Annotated in this window: 23 protein-coding genes, 1 tRNA gene, 1 rRNA gene and 1 other RNA gene; 3 read left to right on the forward strand and 23 right to left on the reverse strand. The window is 48.8% G+C overall.

What is annotated here, in order from left to right; translation table 11 throughout:
* The 22 genes from QNJ26_09140 to QNJ26_09245 all read right to left on the reverse strand — a co-directional run.
* Positions 1 to 441: ribosomal RNA gene (locus tag QNJ26_09140) — 16S ribosomal RNA — on the reverse strand; the annotation flags it as partial.
* Positions 442 to 944: 503 nt separating this feature from the next.
* Positions 945 to 2,237 (reverse strand): tyrosine--tRNA ligase, encoded by a 1,293-nt coding sequence (gene tyrS / locus QNJ26_09145; GenBank protein ID MDJ0985697.1) that lies wholly within the window; start codon positions 2,235 to 2,237, stop codon positions 945 to 947.
* Between the two features lie 558 nt (positions 2,238 to 2,795).
* Positions 2,796 to 4,358 carry a ribonuclease Y gene (rny, locus tag QNJ26_09150; protein ID MDJ0985698.1) on the reverse strand — a complete coding sequence of 521 codons (1,563 nt, stop codon included), beginning with the start codon at positions 4,356 to 4,358 and terminating at the stop codon, positions 2,796 to 2,798.
* A gap of 354 nt (positions 4,359 to 4,712) precedes the next feature.
* Positions 4,713 to 4,892, reverse strand: a non-coding RNA gene (gene ssrS / locus QNJ26_09155) — 6S RNA.
* A gap of 153 nt (positions 4,893 to 5,045) precedes the next feature.
* Positions 5,046 to 5,345 (reverse strand): cell division protein ZapA, encoded by a 300-nt coding sequence (locus tag QNJ26_09160; protein ID MDJ0985699.1) that lies wholly within the window; start codon positions 5,343 to 5,345, stop codon positions 5,046 to 5,048.
* 57 nt (positions 5,346 to 5,402) lie between these two features.
* Positions 5,403 to 5,642, reverse strand: coding sequence for a hypothetical protein (locus QNJ26_09165; protein MDJ0985700.1), 240 nt, complete (start codon positions 5,640 to 5,642; stop codon positions 5,403 to 5,405).
* Between the two features lie 67 nt (positions 5,643 to 5,709).
* A complete protein-coding gene (locus tag QNJ26_09170) occupies positions 5,710 to 6,450 on the reverse strand; it encodes an NTP transferase domain-containing protein (protein ID MDJ0985701.1) in 741 nt (246 codons plus the stop codon).
* A gap of 117 nt (positions 6,451 to 6,567) precedes the next feature.
* Complete coding sequence (locus tag QNJ26_09175; GenBank protein MDJ0985702.1) at positions 6,568 to 6,981, reverse strand: F0F1 ATP synthase subunit epsilon; 414 nt, start codon at positions 6,979 to 6,981, stop codon at positions 6,568 to 6,570.
* A 33-nt stretch (positions 6,982 to 7,014) separates the two neighbouring features.
* Positions 7,015 to 8,433, reverse strand: a complete 1,419-nt coding sequence (gene atpD / locus QNJ26_09180; GenBank protein MDJ0985703.1) for a F0F1 ATP synthase subunit beta — start codon at positions 8,431 to 8,433, stop codon at positions 7,015 to 7,017.
* Between the two features lie 86 nt (positions 8,434 to 8,519).
* Entirely contained in the window at positions 8,520 to 9,413 is an 894-nt protein-coding gene (gene atpG, locus QNJ26_09185) for an ATP synthase F1 subunit gamma (protein MDJ0985704.1), read from the reverse strand.
* Positions 9,414 to 9,551: 138 nt separating this feature from the next.
* The gene (gene atpA, locus QNJ26_09190) at positions 9,552 to 11,069 is read right to left on the reverse strand and encodes a F0F1 ATP synthase subunit alpha (GenBank protein MDJ0985705.1); all 1,518 of its coding nucleotides are present in this window, start codon (positions 11,067 to 11,069) and stop codon (positions 9,552 to 9,554) included.
* Positions 11,069 to 11,620, reverse strand: a complete 552-nt coding sequence (gene atpH, locus QNJ26_09195) for an ATP synthase F1 subunit delta (protein ID MDJ0985706.1) — start codon at positions 11,618 to 11,620, stop codon at positions 11,069 to 11,071. Before atpH ends, atpA begins: the two co-directional genes overlap by 1 nt.
* Entirely contained in the window at positions 11,620 to 12,204 is a 585-nt protein-coding gene (atpF, locus tag QNJ26_09200; GenBank protein ID MDJ0985707.1) for a F0F1 ATP synthase subunit B, read from the reverse strand. Before atpF ends, atpH begins: the two co-directional genes overlap by 1 nt.
* Entirely contained in the window at positions 12,201 to 12,749 is a 549-nt protein-coding gene (locus QNJ26_09205; protein MDJ0985708.1) for an ATP synthase F0 subunit B, read from the reverse strand. Before QNJ26_09205 ends, atpF begins: the two co-directional genes overlap by 4 nt.
* A gap of 129 nt (positions 12,750 to 12,878) precedes the next feature.
* Positions 12,879 to 13,292, reverse strand: coding sequence for a polymer-forming cytoskeletal protein (locus QNJ26_09210; GenBank protein ID MDJ0985709.1), 414 nt, complete (start codon positions 13,290 to 13,292; stop codon positions 12,879 to 12,881).
* 84 nt (positions 13,293 to 13,376) lie between these two features.
* The gene (gene rodA, locus QNJ26_09215; GenBank protein ID MDJ0985710.1) at positions 13,377 to 14,480 is read right to left on the reverse strand and encodes a rod shape-determining protein RodA; all 1,104 of its coding nucleotides are present in this window, start codon (positions 14,478 to 14,480) and stop codon (positions 13,377 to 13,379) included.
* A gap of 97 nt (positions 14,481 to 14,577) precedes the next feature.
* A complete protein-coding gene (gene mrdA / locus QNJ26_09220; protein ID MDJ0985711.1) occupies positions 14,578 to 16,473 on the reverse strand; it encodes a penicillin-binding protein 2 in 1,896 nt (631 codons plus the stop codon).
* On the reverse strand, positions 16,466 to 16,990 hold the full coding sequence (mreD, locus tag QNJ26_09225) for a rod shape-determining protein MreD (protein MDJ0985712.1): 525 nt from the start codon (positions 16,988 to 16,990) through the stop codon (positions 16,466 to 16,468). The genes mrdA and mreD overlap by 8 nt, the downstream gene beginning before the upstream one ends.
* Positions 16,987 to 17,820, reverse strand: coding sequence for a rod shape-determining protein MreC (gene mreC / locus QNJ26_09230; GenBank protein MDJ0985713.1), 834 nt, complete (start codon positions 17,818 to 17,820; stop codon positions 16,987 to 16,989). The genes mreD and mreC overlap by 4 nt, the downstream gene beginning before the upstream one ends.
* A gap of 34 nt (positions 17,821 to 17,854) precedes the next feature.
* The gene (locus QNJ26_09235; protein ID MDJ0985714.1) at positions 17,855 to 18,898 is read right to left on the reverse strand and encodes a rod shape-determining protein; all 1,044 of its coding nucleotides are present in this window, start codon (positions 18,896 to 18,898) and stop codon (positions 17,855 to 17,857) included.
* A 97-nt stretch (positions 18,899 to 18,995) separates the two neighbouring features.
* Positions 18,996 to 20,045 carry a serine hydrolase gene (locus tag QNJ26_09240; GenBank protein MDJ0985715.1) on the reverse strand — a complete coding sequence of 350 codons (1,050 nt, stop codon included), beginning with the start codon at positions 20,043 to 20,045 and terminating at the stop codon, positions 18,996 to 18,998.
* Between the two features lie 172 nt (positions 20,046 to 20,217).
* Entirely contained in the window at positions 20,218 to 21,138 is a 921-nt protein-coding gene (locus QNJ26_09245) for an LD-carboxypeptidase (GenBank protein ID MDJ0985716.1), read from the reverse strand.
* 154 nt (positions 21,139 to 21,292) lie between these two features.
* Between QNJ26_09245 and QNJ26_09250 the strand changes: the two genes are divergently transcribed.
* A tRNA-Pro gene (locus tag QNJ26_09250) sits at positions 21,293 to 21,369 on the forward strand.
* A gap of 168 nt (positions 21,370 to 21,537) precedes the next feature.
* On the opposite strand, the gene QNJ26_09255 is transcribed toward QNJ26_09250, so the two are convergent.
* Positions 21,538 to 23,121 carry a response regulator gene (locus QNJ26_09255; protein MDJ0985717.1) on the reverse strand — a complete coding sequence of 528 codons (1,584 nt, stop codon included), beginning with the start codon at positions 23,119 to 23,121 and terminating at the stop codon, positions 21,538 to 21,540.
* 356 nt (positions 23,122 to 23,477) lie between these two features.
* On the opposite strand from QNJ26_09255, the gene QNJ26_09260 reads away from it, so the two are divergent.
* Positions 23,478 to 24,761 carry a glycosyltransferase family 4 protein gene (locus QNJ26_09260; GenBank protein ID MDJ0985718.1) on the forward strand — a complete coding sequence of 428 codons (1,284 nt, stop codon included), beginning with the start codon at positions 23,478 to 23,480 and terminating at the stop codon, positions 24,759 to 24,761.
* Positions 24,748 to 25,458, forward strand: coding sequence for a class I SAM-dependent methyltransferase (locus QNJ26_09265; GenBank protein MDJ0985719.1), 711 nt, complete (start codon positions 24,748 to 24,750; stop codon positions 25,456 to 25,458). The genes QNJ26_09260 and QNJ26_09265 overlap by 14 nt, the downstream gene beginning before the upstream one ends.
* Positions 25,459 to 25,508: the final 50 nt, after the last annotated feature.

The raw sequence follows: 25,508 nt of genomic DNA on the forward strand, positions 1-25,508 counted from the left end.
CCCGAAAGCCTTCATCACTCACGCGGCGTTGCTGCGTCAGGGTTTCCCCCATTGCGCAAAATTCCTCACTGCTGCCTCCCGTAGGAGTCTGGACCGTGTGTCAGTTCCAGTGTGGCTGATCATCCTCTCAGACCAGCTAACCATCGTTGCCTTGGTAGGCCATTACCCTACCAACAAGCTAATGGTACGCGGGCTCATCTCCAAACAGAAGCTTCCGAGGAGAGGCCACCTTTGATCTCAAAAACTTAAGTAATTGAGATGTCATTCGGTATTAGCATCGCTTTCGCAATGTTATCCCCAATTCGGAGGTAGATTACCCACGCGTTACTCACCCGTACGCCACTTTACTAGTTCCAGCAAGCTGAAACGTTCTCGTGCGACTTGCATGTGTTAGGCACGCCGCCAGCGTTCATTCTGAGCCAGGATCAAACTCTCCAATTAAACTATGAAATATTGTGTTGGAAACACAATACATTTACGTTGACCCGACTTACATACGCGTCACTATTTAGTTTTCAAAGATCAAATCGCCCCCAAATGAAGGGCGGTTGCAATAAACGGCGTAAAAAGCCGGCATTGCGACTTTTCAAATATACTATTTGGTTGTATTTTGTCAACACTTTTTATCGGATTTTGAGCTGTGTTGACGTCTTGTCAGTCACAGATGATAAACGGCGAATTTAGCGTTAAGAAAGAAGTTTGTCAACAAAAAAAGTACAATTTTTTAAAAAATTTGTAAAAAATGGGCGCCTAAGATTGCCCATAGTTCTTTAAGGTTTTCATCAGGGACTAACGGAGTGCTGGAGTATTGGAGTGTTGTTAAAAGACATCCAACCTCTACACATTACTCCAGTACCCAAGTACTCCAACACTCCTATTTTATTCGTTTTAAACCTACCGAAGGTGCAGCCTTATTTTAGAATAAAATAAACGGTTTGAAGGGGCTATTTTCGAACCTCAATTTTATGGAAACGCTTTTTGCCGGAACGAAGCAGAATCGTTTGACTATCGTCTACATCGGCATTGCTGACTTGATAGTCAAAAGATTCGACGCGGATACCATTTATATAGGCCCCGCCCTGCTCGATCAAGCGCCGCGCAGCACCGCCGGAATTGGCCAGTCCCACCTGATGAAACAGTTTAAAGGCGGGTATGCCGGCTTTAAGGGTTTGAAGATCCAACGAAGAAGTTGGCACTGAGGTATCATCGGCACCCACTTCGCCTCGCGGTAAGGTGCTGGAGGGTAAAATTTCAGCGGGTATTTGCCGTGCGCCAAACATACTTGCGGCGGCCTGATGCGCCTCGAAGGCCGCCTGGCTGCCATGCGCAAGATGCGTGGCCTCAAAGGCGAGAATGGCCTTGGCACTGTTTAGATCGGCACCGCTTAACTGCTCAATCCGACGAATTTCATCCATGGGCAAGAAGGTAAACAACGCTAGAAAGCGCGCTACATCTCTGTCGTCGGTGTTGATCCAGTATTGATAGTAATCATAAGGTGAGGTTTTGGCCGCATCCAGCCAAATGGCGCCTTTGGCTGTTTTTCCCATTTTTTCGCCACCGCTGGTGGTAATCAGGGGAAAGGTAATACCGAATGCCGATCCCTGGTGAACCCGGCGAATCAATTCAACGCCGGCAACGATATTGCCCCATTGATCGCTGCCGCCCATTTGGATTTGGCAGTTGTGATTCTGAAATAACTCTAAGAAATCGTATGCCTGCAGAACCATATAATTAAATTCAATAAAGGTCAGGCCCTCTTCGGAGTCCAAACGGATCTTATAGCTTTCAGCCTTGATCATGCGGTTTACCGAAAAATGGCGACCGATATCTCGCAAAAACGGAATATATTTCAATTCGGTCAGCCATTCGGCATTATTGAGCATCAGCGCCTTACCGCCTTTAAAATCAAGAAAATGGGAAAGCTGCTTTTTGATTCCCTCTGCATTTTCCGCTAAGGCTTCCAGCGTCAGCAACTGGCGCATTTCTGTTTTCCCGGAAGGATCGCCGACCATGCCTGTGCCCCCACCGATCAGAGCGATGGGACGGTGCCCCTGCCGCTGCATGTGAGCCAGTGACATGATGGGCACCAGGCTGCCAATGTGCAAACTGGCGGCCGTGGGATCAAACCCTATGTAACACGTCACGTTGCCCCCATCGAGGCATTCTCTTAGCTCCTGATCATGCGTGATCTGTTCAATAAAACCGCGCTCTTCTAAAACATCCAGAACATTGGCCATGCATACTTTCCTTCCCTAAAAAATGAATTTTAGATGATTAGCTCGGCAAGACATGTACCTTTTAATAAAGTATAATTGAAAGCTTGTCCAACTGAAAGTAAACCCATCATAGCCGCCAGCCAAAGCTTAGATCTTGTTCGAGGGCTCCCGCACTTTGCGCGGGATTTCGCATCTGAATCTAATGTAATAAGGTGCTCAAACGGCGCATTGAGATTTAACCGCTGCGGAGCAATATAAAAAAATGAATTTTCGATTTATTAATGGATTTTGAATCTCGATTTAATTGAATAATAGCCGTCAGCCAAAGCTTAGATCTTGTTCGAGGGCTCCCGCACTTTGCGCGGGATTTCGCATCTGAATCTAATATAATAAGGTGCTCAAACGGCGCAACGACGGAGCGATATGATAAATTAATTTTCGATTTATAAATGTGAGATTTTTTCGTTGAGCAAGGCCGCACAAGGGTTTTTTCCTGCGGCGTACTGTTCGTACGTCGCAGGGTAAAACCCGCGGAGAACGCAGCTCAGCGGAAAAAGATTCTATTAGAAATCGAAAATTCTATTTGTTGGCGTATTCGACTGCCCTGGTCTCTCTAATCACCGTCACCTTAATCTGCCCCGGGAAGGTCAAAGATTCCTCTATTTTTTTGGCGATATCACGGCTGACCAGAAAGGCTTCTTCATCGGAGATGATTTCGCTTTCCACTATGACCCGCAATTCCCGACCGGCTTGAATGGCATAGGTATTGGAAACACCTTTAAAGGAATTCGCAATATTTTCAAGATCCTCCAGACGTTTGATGTAGTTTTCAAGCAGCTCCTTACGTGCACCGGGCCTGGCACCGGAAAGTCCATCGGCTGCTTGAACCAGCAGGGCCAGAACCGAATTGGGCGTCACATCTTCATGGTGGGCCGCAACTGCATGAACAACTTTCGGGGATTCATTGAATTTTTTGGCCAGACGGGATCCGATAATCGCATGCGGCCCTTCAACCTCATGATCAATGGCCTTGCCAACATCATGCAGCAATCCCATTCGGCGAGCCATTTTTGCATTGAGCCCCAGCTCAGAAGCCATGATCCCGGCAAGAAAGCCGACCTCTATAGAGTGTTGCAATACGTTCTGTGCGTAGCTAGTTCGGAACTTCAACTGGCCCAGGGTTTTAATCAGCTCATTGTGAATACCATGAACGCCCAAATCAAAGGCTGCCTGCTCGCCGGCTTCTTTAACGGCGATGTCAACTTCCTGACCGACTTTTTTAACCACATCCTCAATGCGGGCCGGGTGAATTCTGCCGTCTGAAATAAGTCGCATCAACGATAAGCGTGCTACTTCTCGTCTGACCGGATTAAAGCCTGATAGAATAACGGCTTCAGGCGTATCATCGATAATTAAATCCACGCCGGTGGCAGCTTCGATGGCGCGGATGTTACGCCCTTCTCGGCCGATAATCCGGCCTTTCATTTCATCACTGGGCAACTGCACAACCGAGACGGTGCGTTCGGCAACATATTCTCCGGCATAGCGTTGAATGGCAGTTGCCAGAATCTTTTTGGATTTACGGTCTGCACGCTCTTTGGCCTCATTTTCAATTTTTTTGATGATACGCGCCCCTTCATAGCGGGCCTCATTTTCCATCGCACGAATCAGAAGCTCTTTTGCCTGTTCAGCCGATAGCCCTGATATCTTTTCAAGCTGCTGTTTTTGTTCCTCGACCAGCTCTTCGTATTGCAGTTCCTTGCGCTGAATTTCGTTATCTCTTTTTCGCAGCTTCTTTTCTTTGCGCTGAAGCTCGCGGGCTTTGCGCTCATTTTGATCGATCTTACGATCGATATTTTCCTCTTTTTGCATCAGATGCGATTCGCGCTGCTTAAGCTCTGAACGCGTCTCTTTGGTCTCCGAATCAAAATCGCTTTTCATTCTAAAATGCCGGTCTTTTATCTCCAGATCGGCTTCTTTTATAAGGGTTTCGGCTTTTCGTTTGGAATCTTCTATCAGTTGTGTGGCCTGTCCTTCAGCAACCTTCATTTTTTGGGCTGCAATCTTTCCTTTTACCCAAAAAGCAATGGCGAAACCGGCGCCGAAACAGATAATGACAATGATAATATCAAATGCGCTCATATCTTACTCCCTGAAAACCCCTAATGAAAGCGCCTGCCCTTTACAGTCGTTTTCATCAGCACGTTTTTATATGTTGGTCAGCATGCAACCATCTGCGGTTGGATGCGAACTAACGCGTTTTTACCTGCTGGGGCTGAAACCCTTTGCCTATTTGGTTCAGTATCGATAACCAAGGGCTTTGTGAAAACGCGATAGATGTTTTGATGTACTGTTGAGGTGGAGCAGATGTGCACGGAGATTCGAAGAAGAAAAAAGTTGGACTGCGAGGGTTAACCTTAAAGGCGGTCATCAGCCCAATAAGATGTCATGCAACCGCCACCGGCCAGTGGGAATTTCAATCTCGACGAACAAAAGAAGACCCCCACCAAGATGCCGTGTTGGCAGGTCTTTGAACCTAAGTTCAAAGTGGGTGCCTCATAATTTCATCAGGCTTTTCTGAACCAGCAGAACATGCACACCGAAACCAGCGAAGGCTCCCAGAAGATAGCTGTTGGGTCAAAGAATAACTCCCAATCACGGACACGGTAGGGGCAAAAATGGTATTTTAAAGCGCGCTAATCAACCGCTATTAATGGCCGCCTGAAAGGATTTTACATCTTTTCAGGATGTCTGGCGGTCTGGGTTGCGGAGAACCGACGGGCGCTTCCTTTCTTAGCTTATTCATTCTACAACTTGTCGAACCGCTTCTCACTTTTGTGAAACGCAATCATCCAACTGGCGAATCAAATTCAGCGAACGTTCTGACAAATCCTGCCAAAACTTCAAATGACGGTTTTCAAGCTCCAAATTTTGATGGGCGATGTTCAACGCTGCCAGCATCAATGTGGTCAAGTTCGAATCCGCAGAAGATTGGGCGGATCGCTGAGTTTGAATACGTGACACTTCTTTGACAAGTACATTCGCAATTTCTTTGGCCTGCTGAACGTCCGCTTCGGCCTTAAAAGTATGTTTTTTCCCAAAAAGCTCTATGGTTACAAGTTGTTCCAATGAATATTAAATCTGCCTTTCCGCTTTTACTAACCCATATCCGACGGTCAAGGTACGCTAAACTTCAATGATTTCCTCAATTCTAACCAACAAACTATCAATCTTTGAACGGATCAAAGCCTTTTCTCGCGCATGGCTTTTTTCAGCCTCGATCTTACCTAAAAGCTCCTCCTCTAGGCTTTTAATTTTATTTTTAAGTTCTAAATTGGCAGCCTCGTTTTCTCTGCAAATCGAAATCAACTGTGCAACCTTTTCTTCAATTTGGTTGAATTGGTCAGAAAGAATTGCATTATCCAAGGCTTAACCTCACAAATATTTTTTGTTACTATAAGCTGCATTCTCAAAAAAAGTCAAGCGATATTCATCACCCGTTTTTCATTGCTCGCTCAACATTTTTTAACTCACTAATCGTGTTGATACCGGTAACCTCCACAGGATCGTCACCGGTCACAACCCCCATTTGCTTTTGACTATAATAGGCAATTTTAATAATATCGGTAAGATACATTTCGCCCTGCGCATTGTCTGCCTTAATTTTAGGCAACGCTTCTGATAAAATTTGCTTTTTGACGCAAAAAATGCCCGTATTAATGAGCCCGATGCGTTTTTGCTCATCGCTGGCATCGGATTCCTCCACAATGGCCTGCAGGTTGCCGCCCGCATCCAATACCATGCGGCCATAGCCGGTCGGATCCGGCAGTTTGACCGCCAAAACGGTAATATCCCTATTTTCAGCCAGATGAGCTGCGACCAGCGTCTGGATGGTGTGCGCCTCAATCAGGGGCACATCACCGCACAGAATCGCCACCTCCTCACAGGCATCCGGTATGTAAGGCAGGGCGCACAGGACCGCATGCCCGGTGCCAAGTTGCTCATTCTGGTAGACAAATTGGAAAGCGCCCTGTTTTGACACCGTTTGGCGAACTTCGTCGGCCTGATGGCCCACCACCAGGATCACGTTGTTACCGGCAACCTTTTGGGCCGTTTCAACAACGTAATGGATCATCGGTTTGCCACAAACTTCATGTAAGACCTTGGCTTTGTTTGATTTCATGCGGGTCCCCAAACCCGCAGCCAGTATGACAACTGCAATATTTGAATTCATATCTATCAGTTTAACTGTCAAAAGGAAAAAGGGCAAACCCATTTTTCTGGGTTGCCCTTTTTTCAAGTAATCAAATGAACAAAGATAAGATTCAGCTGCGACACATATTGGCCGCCCTTAATTTACGCCTGCGACTCGGATGCGAACCGTGGCCCTTTCCAAAGCAGCGCGGGCACGCTGAAAATCGATATCTTCCCGGGAGCGATCTTCGGCCAGCCGCTTTTCGGCTCGTGCAAGCGCCTCTTTGGCCCGGCTAACATCAATGTCGTTGCTGACCTCGGCCGATTCCGCCAGCACGGTCACTTTATCCGGCAGCGCTTCGGCAAATCCGCTGCTGACAAAGACAAAATTTTCCTTTCCAGCCGCATTAGTATAGCGGATCATACCGGTCTTTAATGTGGTCAGGAAAGGGGTGTGCCCACTGAGAACGCCAAATTCCCCCAGCGACCCCGGTGAGGCAACAATCTGCGCTTCCTCGCTGACAACAATCTTTTCAGGCGTTACCACTTCTAAATGTATATTTGCAGCCATATCGTTTCCTCAGGATAAGTTTACGATCAATAACTATTCGGCTTCAGCCATTTCTCGGGCTGCTTCCAGAACCTCTTCAATGCCACCGCGCATATAAAAAGCCTGCTCGGGAATTTCATCGTGTTTGCCTTCACAGATTTCTTTAAATGCCCTGACGGTGTCCTCGATCTTAACGTAAACCCCGGGTTTATTGGTGAATGCTTCAGCAACATGGAACGGCTGTGACAAGAAGCGCTGAATCTTTCGAGCCCGTGCCACGGTGACCTTATCTTCATCGGATAATTCTTCGATTCCCAGAATAGCGATGATGTCTTGTAGCTCTTTGTACTTTTGCAGAATCTGCTGTACCTGACGCGCCACTTGATAGTGTTCGTCACCGATATAGGAAGCATCCAGGATCCGTGAGGTGGAATCTAGGGGATCGACTGCGGGGTAAATTCCCAACTCAACGATTTGCCGTGATAGAACCACTGTGCCGTCCAGATGCGCAAAGGTGGTTGCCGGTGCCGGGTCGGTCAAGTCGTCCGCCGGTACGTAGACGCACTGCACAGCCGTAATGGAGCCTTTGTCAGTGGAGGTAATGCGTTCCTGCAATTCCCCCAAGTCAACAGCCAACGTTGGTTGATAACCAACAGCGGAAGGCATGCGGCCCAGCAAGGCCGAAACTTCGGAACCGGCCTGGGTAAAACGGAAAATATTGTCGATGAAGATCAAAACGTCCTGGCCTTCTTCATCACGGAAATATTCAGCTGCCGTCAAGGCTGAAAGCGCCACACGAGCTCTGGCTCCGGGCGGTTCGGTCATCTGTCCGTAAACCAAAGCCGCTTTGGGCAACACGCCGGAATCTTTCATTTCGTGATACAGGTCGTTGCCTTCACGGGTGCGCTCACCCACGCCGGCAAACACCGAGATACCACCGTGCTGCATGGCGATATTATGCACCATTTCCATCATAATAACGGTTTTGCCAACACCGGCTCCGCCGAACATACCCATTTTGCCCCCGCGCGGAAAAGGAACCAGCAGGTCGATGACCTTAACCCCGGTCTCAAGAACTCGCACGGTGGTATCCTGTTCGGTAAATTTCGGCGCTTCCCGATGGATGGGCAACAACTTCTCCTGACTCACCGGGCCCAATCCATCAACAGGTCGCCCGACCACGTTGAGAACCCGTCCCAGCCCGGCTTCGCCAACCGGCATCATGATCGGTTTTTCGGTGTCTTTAACCGGCATCCCCCGCACCAGACCGTCGGTAACGTCCATGGCGATGGTCCGGACGACATTATCACCCAGATGTTGGGCCACCTCCACCACCAGATTGTCTTCTTCGTCGTTGATAGCAGGATTGCTAATGGTCAGTGCCGAATAAATGGTCGGCAGTTTTCCCTGCTCAAATTCTACGTCAACAACAGGTCCCAATACCTGTAAAATTTTACCAATGTTCTCTCCCATCGAAAAACCTCCGTTTTAGTTATTTGTTACTGGTTATTTGTTATTCGACGGACCATTAACAAATAACGATTAACGATTAACAATTTCTATCCTTTGAGCGCTTCGGCACCGCCGACAATATCCATTAATTCAGCCGTAATGGATGCCTGACGGGCTTTGTTATAGATCAGCGTCAGGTTTTCAAGCATATCGTTACAGGCCTTGGTGGCATTGTCCATCGCCATCATGCGCGCGGCATGCTCGCTGGTCGAGGTTTCTAACAAAGCGCTGTATAACTGGACATAAACATTTCGGGGCAGCATTTCGCCCAGTAATGCATCCGTTGACGGCTCACAGATATGTTCCGGTAAATATGCACCAGCCGTCGCACTTTCTTCGGTTTCCTCGGTTTCGATCGGCGGGATCGGCAGCAGCTGCTGCAAAACCGGTATCTGCCTCGCCATACTGACAAATTCGGCATAGATGAGATAGACCTCATCGTAAGTGTCCGCCAAAAAAGCATCGACCAGCTGTTTACCGGTCGTGGAAGCCACATTAAACCCAACAGTGGTGCCGACCACACCCAGCTGTTCGCTGTCGATCTGAAATTTTTCTTTGCGGCACCAGTCGCGGCCCTTTTTGCCGAAATTGGTAAATGAAAACGCAATGTCGGCCCCGGCTTTTTCTTTCATAAAGGCCGCGGCTTTTTCAATCAAATTGACATTGAAACCGCCGCACAACCCTCGATCGGAGGTGCACAACACCACGTGCACATTCTTGACCTGCTCCTTGGGCACCAACAGCGGATTGGTCTCTTCGCCGGCCCTTTCGGCCAAGCTTCCCAGCACCTCGGCAAATTTGCCGGCATAGGGGCGAAACGCTTCCATTGCGGTCTGGGCCCCGCGTAACCTTGAGGCTGCCACCATGTTCATGGCTTTGGTGATCTGTCGGGTCTTTTTTACCGCTGAAATCTTTAACTGAATATCTTTTAACGTCGCCATACAATCAGCCTTTGTAAGTTTGAAACTTGAAACTTGTCACTCGAAACTTTCAAAAAACCATCTTTATAAGGGCCTTAATTGGTCTCTGGGAATATCAGTTTTGATTCGATCAAGTTTCCAGTTTCCAATTTCGAGTTTCTACTTAATTGTATCTTTAAACTCTTCGTCGTAGGCTTCCAGAGCCTGTTTCATCTGGTTTTCGAGATCTTCGCTGATTTCCTGCTTTTCGGCTAACTCCGTAAAAACGGCCGGATAGCGGTCTTCAATAAACGGATACAATCCGGCTTCGTATTTAGCCAGAACATCAATCGGTAAATCATCGAGAAATCCCTTGGCCCCTGCGAAAAGAATGGTCACCTGTTTTTCCATCGGCAGGGGTTGATACTGAGGTTGTTTTAAGATTTCAACCAGCCGCGCCCCGCGGGTCAGTTGCCTCTGAGTGGCCTTATCCAGATCACTGCCGAAAGCGGCAAATGCTTCCAGTTCACGATACTGGGCCAGATCCAGGCGCAGGGTGCCGGCAACCTGTTTCATGGCCTTAACCTGTGCGGCCCCGCCAACACGCGATACTGAGAGCCCCACGTTGATGGCCGGACGCACACCGGCGAAAAACAGGCCCGGCTCAAGATAGATCTGGCCGTCGGTAATGGAGATCACGTTGGTCGGAATATAAGCGGAAACGTCACCGGCCTGGGTTTCAATGATCGGCAGGGCGGTCAGCGAACCGGCCCCCAGCTCGTCATTAAGCTTGGCGGCCCGCTCGAGCAGACGGGAGTGATTGTAGAAAATATCGCCCGGGAAAGCCTCACGGCCTGGCGGACGCCGCAAGAGCAACGACACTTGACGATAGGAGGCGGCCTGTTTGGATAAGTCATCATAGATGATCAAGGCATGCTGTTTGTTGTCCCGGAAATATTCCCCCATAGCGCAACCCGCATAAGGCGCGATATATTGCAGGGTCGCCGGGTCACTGGCACAGGCCGATACGACGGTGGTATATTCCATGGCACCGTGCTTTTCAAGTACGGCATGCACCTGGGCCACGGTGGATTTTTTCTGACCGCAAGCCACATATATGCAGTACACATCGGTATTTTTCTGAGCCAAGATTGCATCGATGGCACAGGCGGTTTTGCCGATCTGGCGGTCCCCGATAATGAGTTCACGCTGCCCTCGTCCCACCGGCGTCATGGCATCGACCGCTTTGAGGCCCGTGTAACACGGTTCATGAACGCTTTTTCTAGCAATGACACCCGGAGCAACCATCTCCACGCGGCGGTGCTCTTTTGCGTCAATCGGTCCTTTGCCGTCCAAAGGCTCGCCGACAGCCGATACCACCCGGCCCAGCACGGCTTCACCCACCGGCACCTGAGCAATACGGCCGGTGCGCTTGACGATATCGCCTTCTTTTATGTGAACGTCTTCTCCCATAATGGCCACACCCACATTGTCCTCCTCAAGATTGAGAACCAATCCGAGAATGGCACCTGGAAATTCCACCAGTTCAAGCGCCATGGCATTTTCAAGCCCATAAATTCTGGCAATGCCGTCACCCACCGATAACACGACACCGGTTTCGCTGAGCTCAACCTTTTTGTCGTAATCGGTAATTTGCTCTTTGATAATCTGACTTATTTCTTCAGCTTTTAATTCCATTAGACACCCTCACCCCTTTTTAAAGTTTCTCTCAAATTTGATAATTGCGTCTTGATACTGCCATCCCAGACAAGGTCCCCGATTTTGGTGACAATACCGCCAATCAATTCGGGATCTTTTTCAACCTGCAATATAATGTCCATATTGGTTTTTTGGGATAACGCCGTTCGAATTCGCTCCACCGTCTCTGCGGGCAGATCGGTGGCCGATACCACACTGGCCCGGCCAATGCCATTCAGCTCATCGGCCAGTTTTTTATAAAGATCGTCAATCGTACCAACAAACGCCATGCGGCCCTTGTCAAACAGCAGCAGAAGAAATGATTTCATCGTGCTGGAAAGACCCAGCTTATCTAAGACTGTTTGCAGGACGTTGCGGCGGACAGAGGCCTCATAAAGCGGGTTGGTAACCGCCTGGTTGAGCGTTTCATCTGTTTCCATGAGCTTTGCAAATCCACTGAGTTCCTTTTGATAAGCATCGGTTTGCCCATCTTCTTTGCTGATCAGCAAAAGCGCCTTGGCATAGCGCCGGGCGACAGCCAGATTTTTCATTACGCCACCACCTTATCTAAATATTCGTTTACGAGTTTATCTTGATCTTTGTCGGTGATTGTCTGTTTGAGCAACTCTTCGGCTTTGACCAGAGACTTTTCGACCACTTCCTTTTGCAGCTCTTGTCTGGCTTTGCTAAACTCATGCTCAATGTTGCGTTTTGCCTGGAGCTGCAGTTTTTCAGCCGTTGCCTCGGCCTCCTTTAATATTTTGGCCTTGGCTTCATTGCCCTGCTGGATGTAGCCTTGAACAATTTTTTCAGCTTCATTCTCCAGCTGGGATAATTTCTCATTGTATTGCGCCAGTTTTTTTTCGGCTTCGGCTTTTTGGGTTTCTAAACTCTCCAGCTGTTCCTTGATGGTTTTCACACGTGAGCTTAAGGCCTGGGAAATCGGTTTGCGCAAAACGAAAATGAGAGCAATTAGCAATACCACAAAGTTCATGAGCCGCCAGGTATCTGTTTTAACCCAGCCTTTCCCTCCACCCCCTTCACCGGATGCTGCCAGAGCGGCAACCGCAGAAAGGCACAAAAGCGAAATCAAAACGCCCATTAGAATGCGCCGCCACAATTCAGAAGTCTTCATGAGACCGTCCTCCCTAGTATTTTTTGGCAGATATCATCGGCAAATTCTTCCACTTTGGTTTGCAGTGCAGCTTTGGCGGTTTGGGCTTCCTGGGAAATCTTCTGGCGGATATCTGCCATTTCCGCTTGGGCTTTTTCATTAACTTTGGCAATAATCTCTTTTTCTTCCTCAGCAGCCGTCTGCAGCAAAGATTCCTTTTCACTCAGGCCTTTGGTCCGGGCCTCTTTTATGCCTGCGGCAAAAGCCGCATCTTTTTCCGCGGCATCATCATTATAGGTTTGGATGCTGCGCTCGAGACCGTCCATTTTTTCTTTCCGTTGGCGCAAAATATTGCGAATCGGACGGTATAAAATGCGGTTTAAGATCCACAGAATAAAGAGAAAGTTGATAATCTGAATAAAAACGGTCCAATCCGGCATGACGGTAACACCGCCGCCGCCCTCTCCCGATGCTGCCAGGGCCATAGACGCTGATAGCAACAACAGCTTAAGCAAAGTTACCACAACGATAGCGGAAAATTTGCGGTTTCCACCGAAAATTCTCATTGAGAAATCCTCCGTCGATAATTTTTTAAAAAACGGGTCTAAATGGTTTGATTCATGACAAAAGGATGGTTTGGCTCGGCGGTCTATAACATCCCGCCCAAGGGGTTGTCAAAGGATTTTTTGCAAATTTTATGGGTCTTGGGAAAGCTCTGATCTAGCGGGATTTGGCGGCGCAGATAGGGGCTTTTTAAGGGCATCCAGTTTGGTCCTCATGGCACACTTACCGTTAAATCTCCCCCCGGGTTCAATCGAAATAACCCCTGCCTGGATACTGCCGTTGAGCTGGCCCGGTGGCCGCACCTCAATTCGCTTTTGGGCGTCGATGGTGCCGGAGACTGTGCCCATGATGATGATCGACTCCACAAGGATATCCGCCTCAATGACGGCTTTCTCGCCGACAATCAGGGTACCGTTTTTGCTTGTGATTTTACCGTTCACCCGACCATCCAGTCGCATGGTGCCCTGAAATTCGACGTTTCCCTCTATGCCAGAACCAAATCCGATGAAAGTTGATATGGACTCGATCTTCTTTTCATTTTTCATCAGCTGTGCTTACCTCCCGACAACATAAGACTGCCGCATACCGGTTTTAGAAACAGGGCGATCGGATGCCGCATCTTACTTCCGTCAGTCGAGCATAAACCGTCGCATACTGACATTGAGCAACAGGCCAATGCCGATGGCAGTGGTCAATACCGAGGACCCCCCGTAACTGACAAACGGCAGCGGCACGCCCACCACCGGCAACAGACCCATGGACATACCGATATTAATGATGACCTGCCAGAAAATCATTGCCGTCACCCCGACGGCCAAAATCGTCCCGAAAGGTTCTCGGCAGGCGTGGGCCACATTCAAACCCCATATGATCAAAATGAGAAATAAAAGTATCAAGGTGGCTGATCCCAGAAACCCCCATTCTTCAGCCAAGACGGAAAATATAAAATCGGTATGTTCTTCCGGTAGAAATGACAGGGCGTTTTGTGTTCCTTTTAAAAATCCTTTTCCGCCCAGCATTCCAGATCCAATGGCAATTTTGGACTGGATGATATGATAACCGGCGCCCAGCGGGTCTCGGTCGGGATCCAAAAATGTGAGAATACGCTGTTTTTGATAGTCCTTTAAGAAAAACCAGATGAGTGGAAACATGACCGCCCCAGAGCTGATCAGATAGATAAAGGAACGGCGCTCAATTTTGACAAAAACGGTAATGGCGCCGGCAATCAGCACCACCAGGCCGGCTGTACCCAAATCTGGTTGCATCCCGATTAGGATAACCGGCAGCATGATGATCATTAAGGGACGCACCAACTCTCGCAGGGTGTATCCGCTTGATTTGGCATCCTTGGAATAATAGCGCGCCAATGCAATGATGACGGCAATTTTCACCAGCTCTGAGGGTTGAAGCGATACCGGACCAAAAATCAGCCAGCGGCGGGATCCGCCGGCATATTTTCCGATAAATAAAACTGCCAGTAAAAGGGCTATACAGCCTAAATAAATCGGCTGGGCCCAGCGATCTAACAGTTTATAGTTAAACAAAAAGGTGGTTATCATCGCCACCAGCCCAATCGAAAACCACAACATTTGCTTGAAGAACATTACTTTTTGGGGGGCCGGCGTCTCTGCCGTTACCGCACTGTAGAGTGTAATAAGACCAACGCAGCCGATCAGCATGGCCACACCCATCAAACCCCAATCAAAGTATTGTACTAATCTGCGATCAAACATTTTTTTTCGCTTTCGCTTCAAATTAGGTGCCAGGTGTCGGCTGTCAGGTGTCAGGGTCTATTAGAAGGGCTGACACCTGATACCTGACACCTGATACCTATTGGAGGCCGGTGGCCGAGCCATCTTCTCTGATGCTATTGGCCGCCGTTTGAGTTGCCATCTGCGAACCGACAGGTGGTTGACGCAAAAACGTCTTTATCATTTCTTTGGCAATCGGTGCTGCCGCACCGGAACCGTGTTCACCATGCTCGACAACCACTGCCACAGCGATAGTCGGTTTATCAGAAGGCGCATATGCGATAAACCAGGCATGCGATCGCAAATGAGCGGGCATATCTTCTTCAGCCATGGATTCATTATCTTTGCGGCTGATGACCTGGGAAGTACCCGTCTTACCGCTAATTTCGATATCGGCCAGACGGCTACCGCGGGCTGTTCCGTTTTCGCTGTTGACGACCTTCCACAAACCCAGCTTGACTAGCTCCAGATGGGCAGGACCGACCGGGAGTTTTCCAATCATTTTGGGTTGATTTTGCTGCACGCTGTCACCATCCATCTGTTTAATGTTGTCCAATATCATGGGGCGGTATCGATCGCCGCCATTGGCCACAGCACCAGCCAAAACCGCCATCTGAATAGGTGTTGCCAGATTAAACCCCTGGCCGATGGCAATCGACAGGGTTTCACCCTCTTGCCAGGGCACACCGGTGCGCCTTTTTTTCCAGGCCGCCGTGGGAATCAGACCCTGGGCTTCATGATCCAGCTGAACGCCGGTGGGAGCGCCCAGTCCAAAGGCCTTGGCATACCATGCCAGGCGATCGACACCGAGAAGCTGTCCGACCTGATAAAAATACACATCACAGGATTCCTCGACAGCTTTGACAATATCAACCTTTCCGTGTCCGCCCTTTTTCCAGCAGCGATAAACCCGATTGCCGAATCGGTAATGCCCGGGACAATGATAAACGCTTTTATCGTCGATGACACCTTCTTGCAGTCCGGCAAGCGCTGTTATGATCTTATAGGTGGAGCCGGGAGGATATTCGCCCTGGATGGCTCTATTTGACATGGGTCTGAACGGATTTGAGATCAGAGAGTCCCATTGTTCACGAGTGATACCACCCACGAATGAATTTTGATCAAATGTAGGGCTGCTGGCCAAGGTCAAAATTTTGCCGGTTGCCGGCTCAATGGCCACCGCCGCTCCAACCACGCCATCCAGCAAAGCTTCGGTACGGTGCTGCAATTTTTGATCAATCGTCAAATAGACATTGTGCCCGGGTTCAGCTTCAACGGTTTTTAAAACTCTGACCACCAGGCCATTGGCATTGACCTCAACCTGGCGCCCGCCCCGTTTGCCCCGCAAGGCGTTCTCGTACATTTTTTCAGCGCCAAACTTGCCGATCAGATCCCCGCTGCGGCAATCCGGATATGAACCGCTTTTGAGCTCAGCAGGGCTGATTTCACTCAAATAGCCAATCAGATGCGCTGCTTGGCGCTCATAGATATAGTTGCGCCGCAAATTGGTATCAACTGAAACACCCGGTAGATCGAATTTTTTGACCTCGATCGACGCCAGTGTATCGCGACCGACATCCTGTCGGAGCAATAGCGGGCTGTAAGCCGATACGCCCCGCGTCTGTTTTATCTGAGACAAAAGCGCGTCGGCGGGCGTTTTAAGATGAATTGCCAATCTCTCAAGAGTCAGGTTCAACGGATCAGCATCTTTGAGGGTAATGTTCACATCAAAGGAAGGTCGGTTGTCCACCAAAAGATCGCCGTTGCGGTCGTAGAGTCGGCCGCGGGGGGGATCGATACTTTGCAATCGGATGCTGTTGTTCAAGGACAAACGTCGGTATTCATCTCCCATGATGACCTGCAGGAAAATGAGCCGAATCATCAGCACGACAAAGACCGCCAGGGCGCAGACAATTACACCTGTAATGCGCTGTTTGTACCAGTCGGTATCTGCTGTTTTTAAGTACTTATCCATAAGCGTTGGGCGGTGGCGTAGCGCCATCCCACTGAATGTTGAACCGTTTGGCAAAAGCCAGCAGAATTAATAAAAATAGGGGGCCGGTGGCCAGCGCCCATAAAAACTGCTGGGAGATAACGATCCATGCATCTGCCGGCAACTGCTCCGCCGGCCTGAAAAATGTAAAGGTGGCAATCATTAACAGGTTTTCGATTAAAACGGCTGTGACCACAACCACCGACAAAAGAAATTTATTGCTCACCCGCAGAAACCGGATAATAAAGCGAACCCCAATAAACAACCACAAATAAAAGGTCATATGCAACCCAAATGGACTTCCGGAAAGATTGTCCATGATCAACCCCAGTACTAAAACAAATGGTAGGCTCTCGCGCAGTGGAAGGCAAATACTGATAAAGATCACAAAGGGGATCAGCAGATCATACATACCGCCCAATCCGGGAATATAAGGCAAAATGGTGGTTTGGACGATCAGCAATAGCAGGCAGGTGCCGATATAAAAACCGTATCTCATTTTTGACTCGCAAAAGTCTGCGTTGGCGAACGAAGAATAACCAAAACTTCTTCCAGTTTTTCATAATCAACAAAAGGGGTGACGCTAACGTCGTAGAAGATGTCTGAGTTGCGTTGGCTGATATCCGATACGCGCCCGATGCGCAGCCCCTTTGGATAAACACCGTCCAATCCGGATGCGATCACCGTATCGCCGATCTGCAAGTCATGTTTGCGCAAAACAAATTCAAACCGAAATTGATCGGCGGATTCACCTTTAATGATACCCCGCGCCCGCGAGCGCTGCACCAGGGAATCAACGGCGCTATTGCGATCAACAAGCAACATCACTTTAGAATAATGGCCGGCTGTTTCAATCACTTGACCGACAATACCGGTCGGCAAAACTACCGGCAATCCTTTCTGCATACCATCTGATGTGCCTTTGTCGATAATAATGGTTTTAAACCAGCCGGAGGGATCTTTTCCAATAACTTCGGCAGGCACAACTGGATTGGTCGGCGCTTTTTGGAAATTGAGCAGATCCCGCAGCCGGGAATTGGCCATATCGGTTTCAAGCCATTGATTGTTTTTTCCAATAAACTGATTTAACGATTTTTTTAGATTTTCGTTCTCATGGGCAACTGCGACCAGAAAAAAATAACGCTCCCAGATATCCCGCGCAAAACGAATTGATCGGGTAACAACCTCCTGAAACGGAGAGACCACTGAAAGGCCCACGCGACCTAATCCAAAGGTCGATTGGCTTTTGCTGGAAAATGAAAGGAGGATGACATTGACGGTAATCAGAATGATAACGCCAACGATTAGAACCATCTTTTTGGAGAACATAACGCTTTATTTATTTTAGCAACGCTATAAGAACTCAGCTGACCACTACTGCCTTAAGAATTTCAAGATTATCGAGGGCCTTCCCCGAGCCCAGCGCCACTGTAGATAATGGGTCTTCGGTGACCGTAACCGGCAAACTGGTTTCCTCACGTATGAGTTTATCCAGATTCTTCAGCAAGGCACCCCCTCCGGTCAGAATAATACCTCGATCAACGATGTCGGCAGATAATTCAGGTGGTGTCTGTTCGAGGGCAATTTTCACTGTCTCAACTATGGCATCAATCTGTTCGGAAATGGCAATTCGTATTTCTTCCGAGTCGATCGATAGGATCTTGGGAATTCCTGAGGCCAGGTCACGGCCTTTGACTTCAATGGTTTCCAGATTCTGAGAATCCGGATAGGCATTGCCGATTGAGGTCTTAATCATTTCAGCCGAGCGCTCACCAATCAGCAAATTATATTTACGTTTGATATACTGAATAATGGCTGCATCCATTTTATCACCGGCAACGCGAACCGAACGGCTGTAAACAATTCCTTTCAGCGAAATCACGGCTACCTCAGTGGTGCCACCACCGATGTCCACCACCATGTTACAGGTTGGTTCGGTGATGGGAAGACCGGCCCCGATCGCAGCTGCCATGGGCTCTTCAATCAAAAAAACCTCTCGGGCACCGGCGGATTCAGCTGATTCTCTGACAGCGCGCTTTTCAACCTGGGTGATGCCCGATGGTACGGCAATGATAATCCGCGGTCGAACAAAGGTGCGTCGGTTGTGGACCTTATGAATAAAATGACGCAACATGGCTTCGGTCACTTCAAAATCAGCAATAACGCCATCGCGCATCGGGCGGATGGCCAATATATTTCCGGGTGTTTTGCCCAACATGTTCTTGGCTTCCGATCCGACAGCCAACACGCGGTTGCGGGATCGATTTCCGGTGCTGACCGCCACTACCGAAGGCTCGCTTAAAACGATGCCTTTTCCCTTTACATAAACAAGCGTATTGGCAGTGCCCAAATCAATGGCCAGATCATCTGAAAACACACCCAAAATTTTATCGAAAAATAAATTCATTCGGAAAGGCCTCGCTGTAAAGAATAGTCTTAAAAATTAAATGGATGGTAAAACAGATTTATTGTAACATGACAAGCAAAAATAATCATTAAAAAATTTAAGACCTCAACGTATTCATGATCGTGTCGTGCAAATGGGGTCTGAACTTTTTAATACGCTTATTTTCACGTGTGGGGTGTACGCGATTGGTCAGCAATATGACAATGACAGACTGCTCAAGATCCATCCAAAAAGAAGTGCCGGTAAATCCCAGATGCCCGACGCTATAGACTGAAAAATTTTGGCCGCAACTGGCATCTTTTATGCGCGGCATATCAAATCCCATGGCCTTATCGGTACCGGGCAAACGTTTGAAAAATTGATGCAGCACTTCTTGGTCAAATAAGGTATCGTCCTTCTGCCCTTGATAGGTGCGCAGCAGTTCAGTCAAAAGCAGGTGAACATCTTCAGCGGTTCCAAAAAGACCGGCGTGACCCTCAACGCCGCCGACTGCAAACGCATTTTCATCATGCACGCGTCCGATTATAATTTCACGGCGCCAGGCACAATTTTCAGTAGCCGCAAAAGAGCCCTGGCGCTCACTACTGTTGTGGTCGATAAAATAGAGATTTTCAAGACCCAGTGGACGGTAGAATTTTGCAGTGACAAAATGATCCAGGCGCCGGGTGCTGATGTGCTCAACCAACCATGCCAAAATCATAAACCCCAGATCACTGTATAGAACTTCTTTACCGCTGGGCTGGACCAGGGGCTCGTTCACTAAAAGTTGACGCAGCTCGTCCCGGCGCGAAGCCAAGGCGATCCTATCGAGTTGCTTGTAATACGGCCGGTAGTCCGGAAGACCCGCATTATGATAGAGTAAATGTTTGAGCTTAATCTTGGCTTTATCACCTTCCCTAAATTCAGGTAACAGCTCACCAAGCGTATCTTCTAGATCGAGTTTGCAATCCTGCACCAGCCGCATCACCGCCAGGGTCGTTGCCAGAGGCTTGGTCAAAGAAGCCAGATCAAATATGGTGTTTGCGGTCACCGGCGTTTGCTTGTGGAGATGTGCCAGCCCGTAAGCCTCTGAGAAAACAACCGCTGTCTCGCTTGAGACCAGTAAAACCCCGCCGGGAAAGATCCCGCTATTAACAGCTTGTTTCATCAATCTGTCGACAGATTCCATTTCCATTTTACTACTATTTACTTTAGGTTTCAGGTGTCAGGTTTCAGGGACGAATAGAAGGGCTGAAACCTAATAGGGACATCTGAAACCAGTTTTTTCCTGACACCTGACACCTGAAACCATATTACTATTGACAACGGGCGACTAACAACTAACCGATGGTTGCCGGTTGGCTGAAAGAAAGAAGCTGCTTGTCCGTATCCAAAGTGGCGGTCATGCCAAAAGGAACGGTTTGATTTTGCGTTCCATGACCGATATCAAAACCAGCCAGAATCGGAATGGAAAGGTCCTGGAAATGCTCCTGGAAGATTTGGTAAATTCCGTCCAATGCGCCACAATCCTCAAAGTTGCCAAGAACCAGCCCGGCAATGCCGTCAAAGCACCCAGCCAATTTCATCTGAGACAGCATGCGGTCAATGCGGTAATGCGCTTCACCCCGATCCTCCAGCAACACAATATGGTTCTTGTAGTCAGTTTCAAAGGGCGTTCCCAGCAGATGACACAGGGTCGCAAGGTTGCCGCCAGTAACGGGCCCTTTTGCCCGACCCGTCTGAATCACCATGCCGGCAGCAGCGGCAATTTCAAGCGGCGCATCGGATGCAATGGCGGCCATCATAGCGCTGCGGGTTAGCTCCGGTGCGCTTGCAAGGGGAGTCACCATCGGGCCATGAAATGTCACCAACCCGGCGTGATGGGTAATTGTCGCCAGCAAGGCGGTAATATCACTGTAACCTACGAAAATTTTCGGATGACTGCGGATGACGTCAAAATCAACCAACGGCAACATCCGCAAACAACCGAATCCGCCGCGAGCGCAAACGATCGCCTGAACGTCCGGATCTTCAAAAAGCTGATGGACCAGCCGGGCTCGCTGTGCATCGGTGCCGGCCAGATACCCGGTGCGGTCAAATATTTCATCGGGGACCCGGGTCTGAAAACCCATGGCTTCCAGGGCGCTCAGGCCCTGCCTGAAAGTATCGCGCTCAAAAGGGCCGGCCGGTGCCGCAATACCAATGGTGTCACCGGGCTTTAATCGAGGCGGGCGGATGGGTTTTTTGTTTGATGGAGTCATATATTTTTTTATATTCAGAGGACAGAAGTCAGAGGACAGATGACAGGTGATGAATGTACGATGAGTCCCTCTTTCTGACCTCTGTTTTCTGTTCTCTGTCTTCTGTCAGATATTGACATCTCTTCAACCGGATGCTAATGATTAACGCCTGTGTCGGGGCGTAGCGCAGTCTGGTAGCGCACTTGAATGGGGTTCAAGGGGTCGGAGGTTCAAATCCTCTCGCCCCGACCACATCCTAGTATAACAAAAAAAGCGGTATAGCTAAATGGCTATCCCGCTTTTTTTGTTGGCTATGATTTGAGGACCTGCGACCCCGTCCCAGTATTACATGAAACCGAATTTCACACTCTATGCTGATACCAAAAGTGCAATACCAAAAGGCGGAAACGGGTGACAAGATCAGTTGATTTCTCCGGTTTGCATATACCGCGTAATCTTGCCGTCGGTGTAGGCCTGATTAAAAGCTGCAACAACAGCCGGATCAAACTGGGAGCCGTTGCCTTCATTGATGATCTTGAGAATAACCTCATCGGCCATTTTTTTACGATAGGCCCGATCGGATGCCATCGCATCGTAGACATCGGCCACGGATAAAATGCGGGCCAAAAAGGGTATATCCTCTTGCCGAATACCATCGGGATATCCGGTACCGTCAAATCGCTCATGATGGCATCGAATAATCTGTCTTTCTCTTTCCCACAATCCCAATTGTTCAAGAATGTTGGCGCCAATGACCGGATGCGCCTTAATTTTCTCAAATTCTTCCTCGGTCAATTTGCCGGGTTTTAAAAGGATGTCATCGCGGATGCCGATCTTACCGATATCATGCAGATGCCCGGCAAAATTGAGAATGTCCAACTCCTCTTTAGTACATCCGAGTTGTTTACCGATTACGATTGACAGCCCTGTAACACGGCTTGAATGCTGCTGAGTATACAGGTCTCTTGCTTCAACCGCTTTTACGAATGCGTATAGGGTGGCAAAAAGATTTTCGTAGATATTTTCGTACAGGGCCAGGTTTTCAATGGCTTGCGCGGCACTTTGGGCCAAAAAGGACAGATAATACAAATCTTTTTCGCTGAATCGTTTCGCCCCCTGCGTCACCATTGCGGTTATCACGCCAAAAACCTTGTTTCTGATCTTCAACGGCACAATCATGGCGGATTTGATCTCAGCCGGCAAACCGTTATTGGCCTTATTTTGAGCGATCAACAAGGGAATCTGATCTGAGACAACTTCCATTATCAGCGTAGAATTTACCGGTGGGGAATTGCCCCCAAACGGTATCGGCGGCACCTGACAGACCTTTGCTGAGCCGGGCCTTGTACAAAGACCGCTGGACAAGGCCGAAGACGATACCTGAACCGGTTCCTGAAGGGCCTCATTAATCACGTATAAGCCGGTCCTGTCCGCATGGGCAATCGTGAGGGCAAGATCCACGGCTCGCTTGAACACATCATTGCTAGAGCCTATGGCCGTAAATTGGCTCATTATTTTGTTAAGGATGTTCAGCTCCTTGACTTTGACCATTAGCTCCTGGTTCAGATTCTCCAGACGCTGTTTGCCTTCGACCTCTTTTTTCAGAAGGATATTTTCCACAAACATATTGCGCTGCTGCATCACACGCTGCACGCTTAATTCCATCTGTTTCAAATTGACCGGCTTGATTAGAAAATCAACCACTCCGTTTTTAATTGTCTGGATGGTATTTTCCAGGGATGGATAACCGGTCATCACAATAACCGGCATGGTATTATCGAGATTTCTGATTTTTTCGGCCAGCTCAAGACCGTTCATTTTGGGCATATTAATATCGGTAAAGCAGCAGTCGACCCTCTCATCGGAGAGAATTCTTAGGGCCTCATCACCGGTGCGGGCGGTGCGGGTTTGATACCCTTTGCGTTGAAAGTATTCACTGGATACGCTTAAAATACTTTCTTCGTCATCGACAAACAATATGGTCTCTTTTTCGGGACTATCCATGGCGTGAAACCGTCAACACCCCATTCGGCTGTTATTTTATTAATTTATTTAATTTCAAAAGGTTATAACCAGATATAGCTGTCAAAACCTCTGGATTTGATATCGACACTTTACGCAAAAACTTTAGCCGCCAGGGTCATCGGCGGTATGGTAGGTATTGCCATATGCCCGAATTCGTGCCAGAAGGTGTTTTTGAAGTGCGCCAACCAAAGATTGATAGGACAACAGCACCATTATATCGTCCTTGTGCTCGTCCTCGTGCCGGTCCTCGGAATATGGCTCGTAAAAACCTTTTGAGAACGCGGACGACGAGGAGGATGATTCGGTTAAAAAAAACACATTCTTGAACAATGAAAATGAGCGGCATAACCAAACATCAAAAATATTCAAAGGGGCCACCTGAAACATCAAAACCCTTGAACATTTGCCTCCTAAGTTATCGCTGCAATCCCCATTGCGGTGGGCAGGGCGTTTATTTAAAAAATCTGAGCCGCGCCCTGAAGGACCTGGGACATCACGTAGAGGTCGTTGTTGGCCCGCCAAAACCGCAGTTGGATGCAGATATTCCCTGCTATCAGATTCCATCGCTGGACCTTTATAATCCGGAACACTTATTCAGAACGCCGTCACTCAAAGAGCTGCGTCAGCCCATCAATTTAATAGAATGGCTCGGGGTCTCCACCATGGGCTTTCCCGAGCCATTTATATTCGGGTTGCACGCTCGCCGCTACCTGCGCACAAAGCGGCGCGTTTACGATATCATCCATGACAACCAGGGGTTGTCCTATGGCCTGCTGACCATAAAAGACTGGCTGCCCACGGTTGCCACTATTCACCATCCCATCACCATCGATCGTAAAATTGCGATTCGCTCAGCTGCAAATATATGGCGCAAGATACAGCAGTGGCGCTGGTACTCGTTTTGTGGGATGCAAAAACGCGTTTCCAGAAAAATTTCCCATATCATCACCGTATCCAGAACCGCACGCGATGATATCGCCCGTGATTTTAAAATATCAACCAGGCGATTTAGAATCGTACCCAACGGCATCCGCACCGATCTGTTTTACCCCATCCCTGAAATCGCCCGCGAAAAATACAGACTGATTGTCACTAACAGCGCCGATATGCCCCTGAAAGGACTTTTTTACCTGCTGCGGGCACTTTCAATCGTTGGGCAAACGCTGCCGGTCAAACTGACAATTGTCGGGTCAACCCACAAAAACGGATACAGCCAGAAATTAATCCAAAAACTGGGAATTGGAGATCGCGTCACCTTTACGGGTCGGATTACCCACGACCACTTTGTGCGTTTGTACGCAAGAGCAACCGCAGCAGTTATTCCATCCGTCTATGAAGGGTTTGGTTTGCCTGTCGGCGAAGCCATGGCCTGTGGTGTACCGGTCATTAGCACCACTGGTGGCGCTTTGCCGGAAGTCGTCGGAGACGCCGGTGTTTTGGTGCCCCCGGCTAACGCACAAGCGCTCGCCGATGCAATTTTAACTATTCTGCAACGACCGCAACTGGCCCAAAGATTGAGCCGTGCCGGCTATCAAAGGGTTCAGCGACATTTTACTTGGATCAAAGCCGCCCAGAAGACCGTCAACGTATATCGCGAGGCTATTGGTGCTCACCGTTAATTTTGATAGATTGAGTATCAAGCCGGGTTACCGCATTCTGGATATTGGATGTGGTTCGGGTCGTCATACCTGTGCCGCTTACCGGTGTAGAAATGCGTTTGCCATCGGTGCGGATCTAGACGCAGTCGAACTCGGCGCGGCCAAAAAGCGATTGCAGTTTCACGAAAGCATCGGCGAAAATGGCGGCGGCATGTGGGGTTTAACGCGCGCAGATGTAGGTGTTTTGCCATTTGAAGACAATTTCTTTGACCTCGTGATTTGCTCAGAAGTCCTGGAGCACGTTTCAGACGATCGTCGCGCTGCCGGTGAGATGATTCGAGTGTTAAAACCAGGGCACAATCTGGCAGTCAGCGTCCCGCGTTTCTGGCCGGAAAGCATTTGCTGGGCGCTTTCAACAGCATACACAAGCTCAGACAACGGCCATATCCGCATATATCGCAAAAAAAAGCTCATTGCTTTGCTCGAAAACTTGGGCGTAAAACACTGGGCCGTTCATTATGCCCATAGCCTGCACACCCCCTACTGGTGGTTGAAATGTCTGCTGGGGCCAGATCGCACAGACTCGACCGCCGTAAATCTTTACCATCGTTTTCTGACTTGGGATATCATGAAACAGCCAAAGCTTGTTGCCGGATTGGACAAATTGCTCAATCCGCTATTGGGAAAAAGTCTGGTGGTGTATTTTAAAAAAAGTTGAGCTGGTTTGCCCGTAAGCCGGTTAGCCGGTAAATAATATGATCTGATATG

This window comes from Desulfobacterales bacterium, assembly GCA_030066985.1.
Classification (GTDB): Bacteria; Desulfobacterota; Desulfobacteria; order Desulfobacterales; family JAHEIW01; genus JAHEIW01.

Bases quoted from the DNA above. Each gene is read 5' to 3' on its own strand.
- atpF (MDJ0985707.1), bottom strand. From the start codon at position 12,204: ATGAAGACTTCTGAATTGTGGCGGCGCATTCTAATGGGCGTTTTGATT.
- rodA (MDJ0985710.1), bottom strand. From the start codon at position 14,480: ATGTTTGATCGCAGATTAGTACAATACTTTGATTGGGGTTTGATGGGT.
- mrdA (MDJ0985711.1), bottom strand. From the start codon at position 16,473: ATGGATAAGTACTTAAAAACAGCAGATACCGACTGGTACAAACAGCGC.
- atpG (MDJ0985704.1), bottom strand. From the start codon at position 9,413: ATGGCGACGTTAAAAGATATTCAGTTAAAGATTTCAGCGGTAAAAAAG.
- QNJ26_09210 (MDJ0985709.1), bottom strand. From the start codon at position 13,292: ATGAAAAATGAAAAGAAGATCGAGTCCATATCAACTTTCATCGGATTT.
- atpH (MDJ0985706.1), bottom strand. From the start codon at position 11,620: ATGAAAAATCTGGCTGTCGCCCGGCGCTATGCCAAGGCGCTTTTGCTG.
- mreD (MDJ0985712.1), bottom strand. From the start codon at position 16,990: ATGAGATACGGTTTTTATATCGGCACCTGCCTGCTATTGCTGATCGTC.
- atpA (MDJ0985705.1), bottom strand. From the start codon at position 11,069: ATGGAATTAAAAGCTGAAGAAATAAGTCAGATTATCAAAGAGCAAATT.
- QNJ26_09255 (MDJ0985717.1), bottom strand. From the start codon at position 23,121: ATGGATAGTCCCGAAAAAGAGACCATATTGTTTGTCGATGACGAAGAA.
- QNJ26_09175 (MDJ0985702.1), bottom strand. From the start codon at position 6,981: ATGGCTGCAAATATACATTTAGAAGTGGTAACGCCTGAAAAGATTGTT.
- QNJ26_09235 (MDJ0985714.1), bottom strand. From the start codon at position 18,898: ATGAATTTATTTTTCGATAAAATTTTGGGTGTGTTTTCAGATGATCTG.
- mreC (MDJ0985713.1), bottom strand. From the start codon at position 17,820: ATGTTCTCCAAAAAGATGGTTCTAATCGTTGGCGTTATCATTCTGATT.
- QNJ26_09260 (MDJ0985718.1), top strand. From the start codon at position 23,478: ATGAGCGGCATAACCAAACATCAAAAATATTCAAAGGGGCCACCTGAA.
- tyrS (MDJ0985697.1), bottom strand. From the start codon at position 2,237: ATGGCCAATGTTCTGGATGTTTTAGAAGAGCGCGGTTTTATTGAACAG.
- rny (MDJ0985698.1), bottom strand. From the start codon at position 4,358: ATGAGCGCATTTGATATTATCATTGTCATTATCTGTTTCGGCGCCGGT.
- QNJ26_09170 (MDJ0985701.1), bottom strand. From the start codon at position 6,450: ATGAATTCAAATATTGCAGTTGTCATACTGGCTGCGGGTTTGGGGACC.
- QNJ26_09245 (MDJ0985716.1), bottom strand. From the start codon at position 21,138: ATGACTCCATCAAACAAAAAACCCATCCGCCCGCCTCGATTAAAGCCC.
- QNJ26_09240 (MDJ0985715.1), bottom strand. From the start codon at position 20,045: ATGAAACAAGCTGTTAATAGCGGGATCTTTCCCGGCGGGGTTTTACTG.
- atpD (MDJ0985703.1), bottom strand. From the start codon at position 8,433: ATGGGAGAGAACATTGGTAAAATTTTACAGGTATTGGGACCTGTTGTT.
- QNJ26_09205 (MDJ0985708.1), bottom strand. From the start codon at position 12,749: ATGAGAATTTTCGGTGGAAACCGCAAATTTTCCGCTATCGTTGTGGTA.